Below are 6,181 nucleotides of genomic sequence, written 5' to 3' on the forward strand. Positions count from 1 at the left end.
TCGGGAACAACCCCCCCCCCCACTTTGGATCATCCCCCTGAGGGGAAACACCATACAGAGGGGGGGCTGGCCTTCCCCCCAAACACGACCTTGAAATCACTGATGAGTTCAGCGCTCGAACAACTCCATCTGCTCAAACCCGCCGCGCAAATCCTCCAGCCTCACCCCCACCCCCAACAACCGCACCGGTTTCCCACCCCGGTTGAACGCCTGCGTCAGCATCAACTGATAACTGCCCAGATCGCGCCCCGCCCCGGCCTGCTCCAGTGTGGTCTGGGTAAAGTCATGGAACTTCACTTTGACGAACGGCTTGCCTGGGCGATAACTGCTGTCGATCCGTTCCATGCGGGTTTTCAGGGTTTCCAGCAGCTCCGGCAGTTTGTCGAGGCAACTGCGCAGATCCGGCAGATCGACGTCGTAGGTGTTTTCCACGCTGATTGACTGTCGGCGGCTGTCGTTATGCACCAACCGGTCATCAATCCCACGGGCCAGACTCCAGAGTCGCTCACCGAAACTGCCGAATTCGCGCACCAGCGCCAACTTGTCCCACTCGCGCAGTTGCAGGCAATCGACGATGCCGAGCTTGCCCAGCTTGTCGGCAGTGACTTTGCCGACGCCGTGCAACTTGCTCACCGGCAAGCCACTGACGAAATCCTCGACCTGGTCCGGAGTAATCACGAACAACCCGTTGGGCTTCTTCCAGTCGCTGGCGATCTTGGCCAGAAACTTGTTCGGGGCCACGCCAGCAGAGACGGTGATGTGCAACTGATTGGACACCCGCCGGCGGATATCCTGCGCGATGCGCGTGGCGCTGCCACCAAAATGCGCGCTGTCGGAGACGTCGAGGTAGGCCTCGTCCAGCGACAGTGGCTCGATCAGATCGGTGTAATCGCGAAAGATCGTATGGATTTCCTTCGAGGCTTCGCGATAGGCCTCCATGCGCGGCTTGACGATGGTCAGGTCGGGGCACAGCTTCAAGGCATGTCCGGATGACATCGCCGAACGTACACCATATGCCCGCGCTTCGTAGTTGCAGGTCGCAATCACCCCACGCCGATCCGCCGACCCGCCCACCGCCAGCGGTTTGCCGGCCAGGTTCGGGTCGTCGCGCATCTCGATGGCGGCGTAGAAACAGTCACAGTCGACGTGGATGATTTTTCGCTGGGTCATGACAGAAAAGGAAACATGGCGAGCCGGAAACGCAGTATCTCACTGAGACCTGTATATAGCACCAGTGGTACGAAGGTTCTTTTCAGCCTGTGGGAAAACAACGATGAATTTATTTTCTCAATCGAGAATCACCGGCCGATAGAGCTGAAACCCTTGTCCCGCCTGCCCTGCGCGCCCGTCTCCTGCACTGGAAAAAGCGCTAACCGATTGAACAGGAACAGATTTATCCAGATTCAAGGTTGACACCCCGGCGATCCTCTGTAGAATGCCGACACACAGACGCGGGATGGAGCAGTCTGGTAGCTCGTCGGGCTCATAACCCGAAGGTCGTCGGTTCAAATCCGGCTCCCGCAACCAAACATCAAAAAAGGCTACTCGAAAGAGTGGCCTTTTTTGTGCCTGTCTGTTTTTCAGACCAGCCTCTGCATCACGCACATCCTGGCGAACAGGAATTCGTTGCATTTCCGAAACTTACCGTGCCGCTGCGACCGTTTGACGCAAATTCACACTTATTTGACCCTTTATGGGATTAGCGGTTGACACCTCGCCGTTCGCCTGTAGAATGCCGCCACACAGACGCGGGATGGAGCAGTCTGGTAGCTCGTCGGGCTCATAACCCGAAGGTCGTCGGTTCAAATCCGGCTCCCGCAACCAAACATCAAAAAAGGCTGCTCGAAAGAGTGGCCTTTTTTGTATCTGTGGAAAAAGTCCTTTCGCAACAATGATCTGTCACGCTGCAGTGAAACGCTCAGGATCATCAGACCCGCCCGGTTGCGACTATGCTTGAGTCGCAGGCAAGACGTCTGCAATCCATGACCCGCCCTCGCCGATCCCGGATGAGAGGCGTAGTATTTTGTGATTATTTTTTTCTACAGGGATTGGTAACTTGGCTGGATACCTCCATCCTGTCGCGCACAATCCAAGAGGTGATTGATGCGCGCCAACTCGTCTGATTCACAAGACACCGTCACAGCAGAACATCCGATCAAACCCGAGCGCCTGCGCTTGCTGGATCGGTTGAGCAAATATCGCCAGCCGATCGGTCTGGCGGTCACGTTGCTGCTGTTTGCCATTGCGCTGATTGCCTGCCGCCATCTGCTGAGCGAACTCGATCTGTATGCCCTGCATGACTCGATCCTGGCGGTGCCGAAACCGGCCCTGCTCGGCGCAGTGGCTGCTACGGTGGTCGGCTTCATCATATTGCTGGGCTATGAATGGTCGGCCAGCCGCTATGCCGGCGTGACACTGCCGCCGCGCACTCTGGCGCTGGGTGGCTTCACCGCATTTGCGATTGGCAACGCCATCGGCCTGTCGCTGCTGTCCGGCGGCTCGGTGCGCTACCGTTTATATGCACGCCATGGGCTGGGCGCCTCCGAAGTCGCGCACATGACGCTGTTCGCCAGCCTGTCGCTGGGTTGCGCCCTGCCACCGCTGGCGGCTCTCGCGACCCTGAGCGACCTGCCCGCCGCCTCCGCCGCACTGGGCCTGTCAGAAGGCTTGCTCGGCACGATAGCCATGGTGGTGCTGGGTCTGGGCGCGATTCTGGCGATCGGCATCTACCGCCGCCGCCTGCCGGAGCAGCCGTACCGCGATAACCTGCTGGTCAGGGCCGGTCGCCGGACGTTGCGCCTGCCAGGCCGCCGCCTGACCTTCCTGCAACTGATCATCACCGCCCTCGACGTCGCCGCAGCAGCCACCGTGCTTTATCTGCTGCTGCCGGAAGCCCCGCCGTTCGGCGCGTTCCTGCTGGTGTACCTGCTGGCCCTGGCCGCCGGCGTCCTCAGCCATGTGCCGGGGGGTGTCGGGGTCTTCGAAGCGATCCTGCTCGCCGCGTTTGCCGACACCCTCGGGGCCGCGCCACTCGCCGCCGCCCTGCTGCTCTATCGTCTGATCTACGTCGTGCTGCCGCTGCTGGTGGCCTGCCTGTTTTTGCTGATCAACGAAGGCCAGCGCCTGTTCCAGACCCAGACCATGCGCGCCGCATCCGGTCTGGCCGCGCCGATTCTGGCGGTGCTGGTGTTTCTGTCCGGCGTGGTGCTGCTGTTTTCCGGCGCCACCCCGGAGATCGACACGCGTCTTGAACACATCGGTTTTCTGATCCCGCATCGCCTGGTCGACGCCTCGCACTTCGGCGCCAGCCTGATCGGCGTACTGTGCCTGATGCTGGCGCAGGGCCTGCGCCGGCGCCTGTCGGCGGCGTGGATGCTGACCACCATTCTGTTGCTGGTCGGCGCCCTGCTCTCGCTGCTCAAAGGCTTCGACTGGGAAGAAGCCACGCTGATGACACTTACCGCCGCGTTGCTGGGAGTGTTCCGTCGTTCGTTCTATCGCCCGAGCCGCCTGACTGAACTGCCCTTCTCGCCGCTGTATCTGGTGGCCAGCCTTTGCGTCCTGGGCGCCTCGACCTGGTTGCTGCTGTTCGCCTATCAGGACGTGCCTTACAGCCATCAACTGTGGTGGCAGTTCACCCTCGACGCAGACGCCCCACGCGGCTTGCGTTCGTTGCTCGGCGCCGCCGTGCTGTTGCTGGTGATCGCCCTGACCTGGCTGCTGCGCACCGCGCGCCCGGTGATCCACCTGCCGACCCCGGACGAACTGGATCGCGCCGCGAAAATCCTGATGGCTTCGTCGCAACCCGATGGCGGCCTCGCGCTGACCGGTGACAAGGCGTTGCTGTTTCACCAGAACGACGAAGCCTTCCTGATGTACGCCCGCCGTGGCCGCAGCCTGGTGGCGCTGTACGACCCGATCGGCCCCGGCCAGCAACGCGCCGAGATGATCTGGCAGTTCCGCGACCTGTGCGACATCCATCACGCTCGCCCGGTGTTCTATCAGGTACGTGCGGAAAACCTGCCGTACTACATGGACATCGGCCTGACCGCGATCAAGCTCGGCGAAGAAGCCCGGGTCGATCTGCAGCGCTTTGACCTGGAAGCCAAGGGCAAAGAGATGAAGGACCTGCGCTACACCTGGAACCGTGGTACCCGCGATGGTCTGTCGCTGGAAATCCATGAGCCGGGCCAGGCGCCGATGGACGAGTTGAAAGTGATTTCCGATGCGTGGCTGACCGGCAAGAACGTGCGCGAGAAAGGTTTCTCCCTCGGTCGGTTCAGCGACGATTACCTGAAGCATTTCCGCATTGCGGTGATTCGCTTCGAAGGCCGCCCGGTGGCGTTCGCCAACCTGCTCGAGACTTTCAGCCATGACCTGGCCAGTCTCGACCTGATGCGCTCGCACCCGGACGCCCCCAAGCTGACCATGGAGTTCCTGATGGTCGGTTTGATTCAACACTATAAGAGTCACGGATACGCGCGCTTCAGCCTGGGCATGGTGCCGTTGTCGGGGTTGCAACCCCGGCGTGGTGCACCGCTGACCCAGCGTCTGGGCTCGATGGTCTTCCGCCGTGGTGAGCAGCTGTACAACTTCCAAGGCTTGCGCCGCTTCAAAGACAAGTTCCAGCCTGACTGGGAACCCCGTTATATGGCAGTGCCCGCCGGACTCGATCCGCTGGTGGCGCTGGCCGATACTGCTGCCCTGATCGCGGGCGGCTTGACTGGATTGGTGAAACGCTGATGATTCAACGCTCCCTGAAGTACATCCTGGCCGCACTGATCGTGCTGGCCGTGATTGCCGGCGGCGGTTACTGGTACCTCAAACGCCCGGCACCGCAACCGACTCTGCAACCACTGACGGCCGCCGACGGCACGGTCATGACCCGCGTCATTCCCGGCACCCAGCCCAAGGCTCAGGTGCTGGTCGCGGTCAATGACGACCAGAAGCTGACCGACAACCAACTGAGCACCCTGAGCCGCAGCGCCTCGGCGCAGATCGTTCAAGTGATTCTGCCCAAGGACTGCCTGCAACAGAGCCGCGCCCTGCAGACCGGCCTGCGCGAACTGAACGGCCCGGCCACGCTGGTCAGCGGTATCGGCCCTGGCGCCGTGCTAGCCTGGCGCTGGTTGTCCGAGCAGAAGGAGGACAAGGCCCAGGCGATCTCGGTTGACCTGGCGCTGGAAAAACCCGGTTGCACTCACCTGCTGCCGAAAGCCGCGGCTCATGGCCACTGGCTGGTGGCATGGAACGACAACCCGGACGACACCAGCGCCGGTTTCGTGCGCGATCAACCGAACGCCGAAACCAGCATCAGCGACTACGACATCAACCTGCCGCAAGTGCTGAACAACGAGCTGCGCAAGATCCTCGTCGGCGGCGACAAGGCCAACGGCGGTCTGGCAATCCCGGTGGTGGAAGTGCCGGCCGGTCAGGCCAAGGACACCGTGACCCTGTTCCTCTCCGGTGACGGCGGCTGGCGCGACCTCGACCGCGACGTAGCGGGCGAGATGGCCAAGATTGGCTACCCGGTGGTCGGCATCGACACCCTGCGCTACTACTGGCAGCACAAGAGCCCCGAGCAAAGCGCGCTGGACCTGACCGAACTGATGCAGCACTACCGGCAGAAATGGGGCACCAAACGCTTCATCCTGACCGGTTACTCGTTCGGTGCCGACGTCCTGCCAGCGATCTACAACCGCCTGCCGGACACCGAGCAGCAACGCGTCGACGCCATCATCCTGCTGGCTTTCGCCCGCACCGGCAGCTTCGAAATCGAAGTCGAAGGCTGGCTCGGCAACGCCGGCAAAGAAGCCGCCACCGGCCCGGAAATGGCCAAGCTGCCAGCGGCCAAAGTAGTGTGCATCTACGGCGCCGAAGAAACCGACGAAAGCGGCTGCACCGACAAGACGGCAGTTGGCGAAGCGGTGAAACTGCCTGGCGGCCACCACTTCGACGAGAACTACCCGGCGCTGGCCAAGCGTCTGGTGGACTTGATCGAAAAGCGTCAGAGCAAGGATCAGCCGGCAGAGTGATCTGCGTGTCTAGTCCTGAAATAGGTTTACACCTGTTTCAGTCTCAAAACGCCCGATGCACCGCATCCGGCGTTTTATATTTCAGGGATAAGGGGGGCCGCCCCCGGTTGGAGGTTTGCACCGCTTCATCCCCCAATTTTACTGCA

3 protein-coding genes and 2 tRNA genes are annotated in these 6,181 nt (G+C 61.5%); 4 read left to right on the plus strand and 1 reads right to left on the minus strand.

Annotated elements, in window-relative coordinates; genetic code table 11:
* Positions 1-108: 108 nt before the first annotated feature.
* Positions 109-1,170, minus strand: a complete 1,062-nt coding sequence (gene dinB, locus LVD08_RS24465; protein WP_098967529.1) for a DNA polymerase IV — start codon at positions 1,168-1,170, stop codon at positions 109-111.
* Positions 1,171-1,450: 280 nt separating this feature from the next.
* Here dinB and LVD08_RS24470 point away from each other — a divergent pair.
* The 4 genes from LVD08_RS24470 (at position 1,451) to LVD08_RS24485 (ending at position 6,035) form a co-directional block, all read left to right on the plus strand.
* Positions 1,451-1,527, plus strand: a tRNA-Met gene (locus LVD08_RS24470).
* Between the two features lie 220 nt (positions 1,528-1,747).
* Positions 1,748-1,824, plus strand: a tRNA-Met gene (locus LVD08_RS24475).
* 279 nt (positions 1,825-2,103) lie between these two features.
* On the plus strand, positions 2,104-4,743 hold the full coding sequence (gene mprF / locus LVD08_RS24480; RefSeq protein ID WP_007964392.1) for a bifunctional lysylphosphatidylglycerol flippase/synthetase MprF: 2,640 nt from the start codon (positions 2,104-2,106) through the stop codon (positions 4,741-4,743).
* Positions 4,743-6,035: a virulence factor family protein gene (locus tag LVD08_RS24485; RefSeq protein WP_247269461.1), complete on the plus strand. Its 1,293-nt coding sequence runs from the start codon at positions 4,743-4,745 to the stop codon at positions 6,033-6,035. The genes mprF and LVD08_RS24485 overlap by 1 nt, the downstream gene beginning before the upstream one ends.
* Positions 6,036-6,181 lie beyond the last annotated feature (146 nt).

The sequence above is a fragment of the Pseudomonas sp. YL2 genome, assembly GCF_023063025.1.
Classification (GTDB): domain Bacteria; phylum Pseudomonadota; class Gammaproteobacteria; order Pseudomonadales; family Pseudomonadaceae; genus Aquipseudomonas; species Aquipseudomonas putida_A.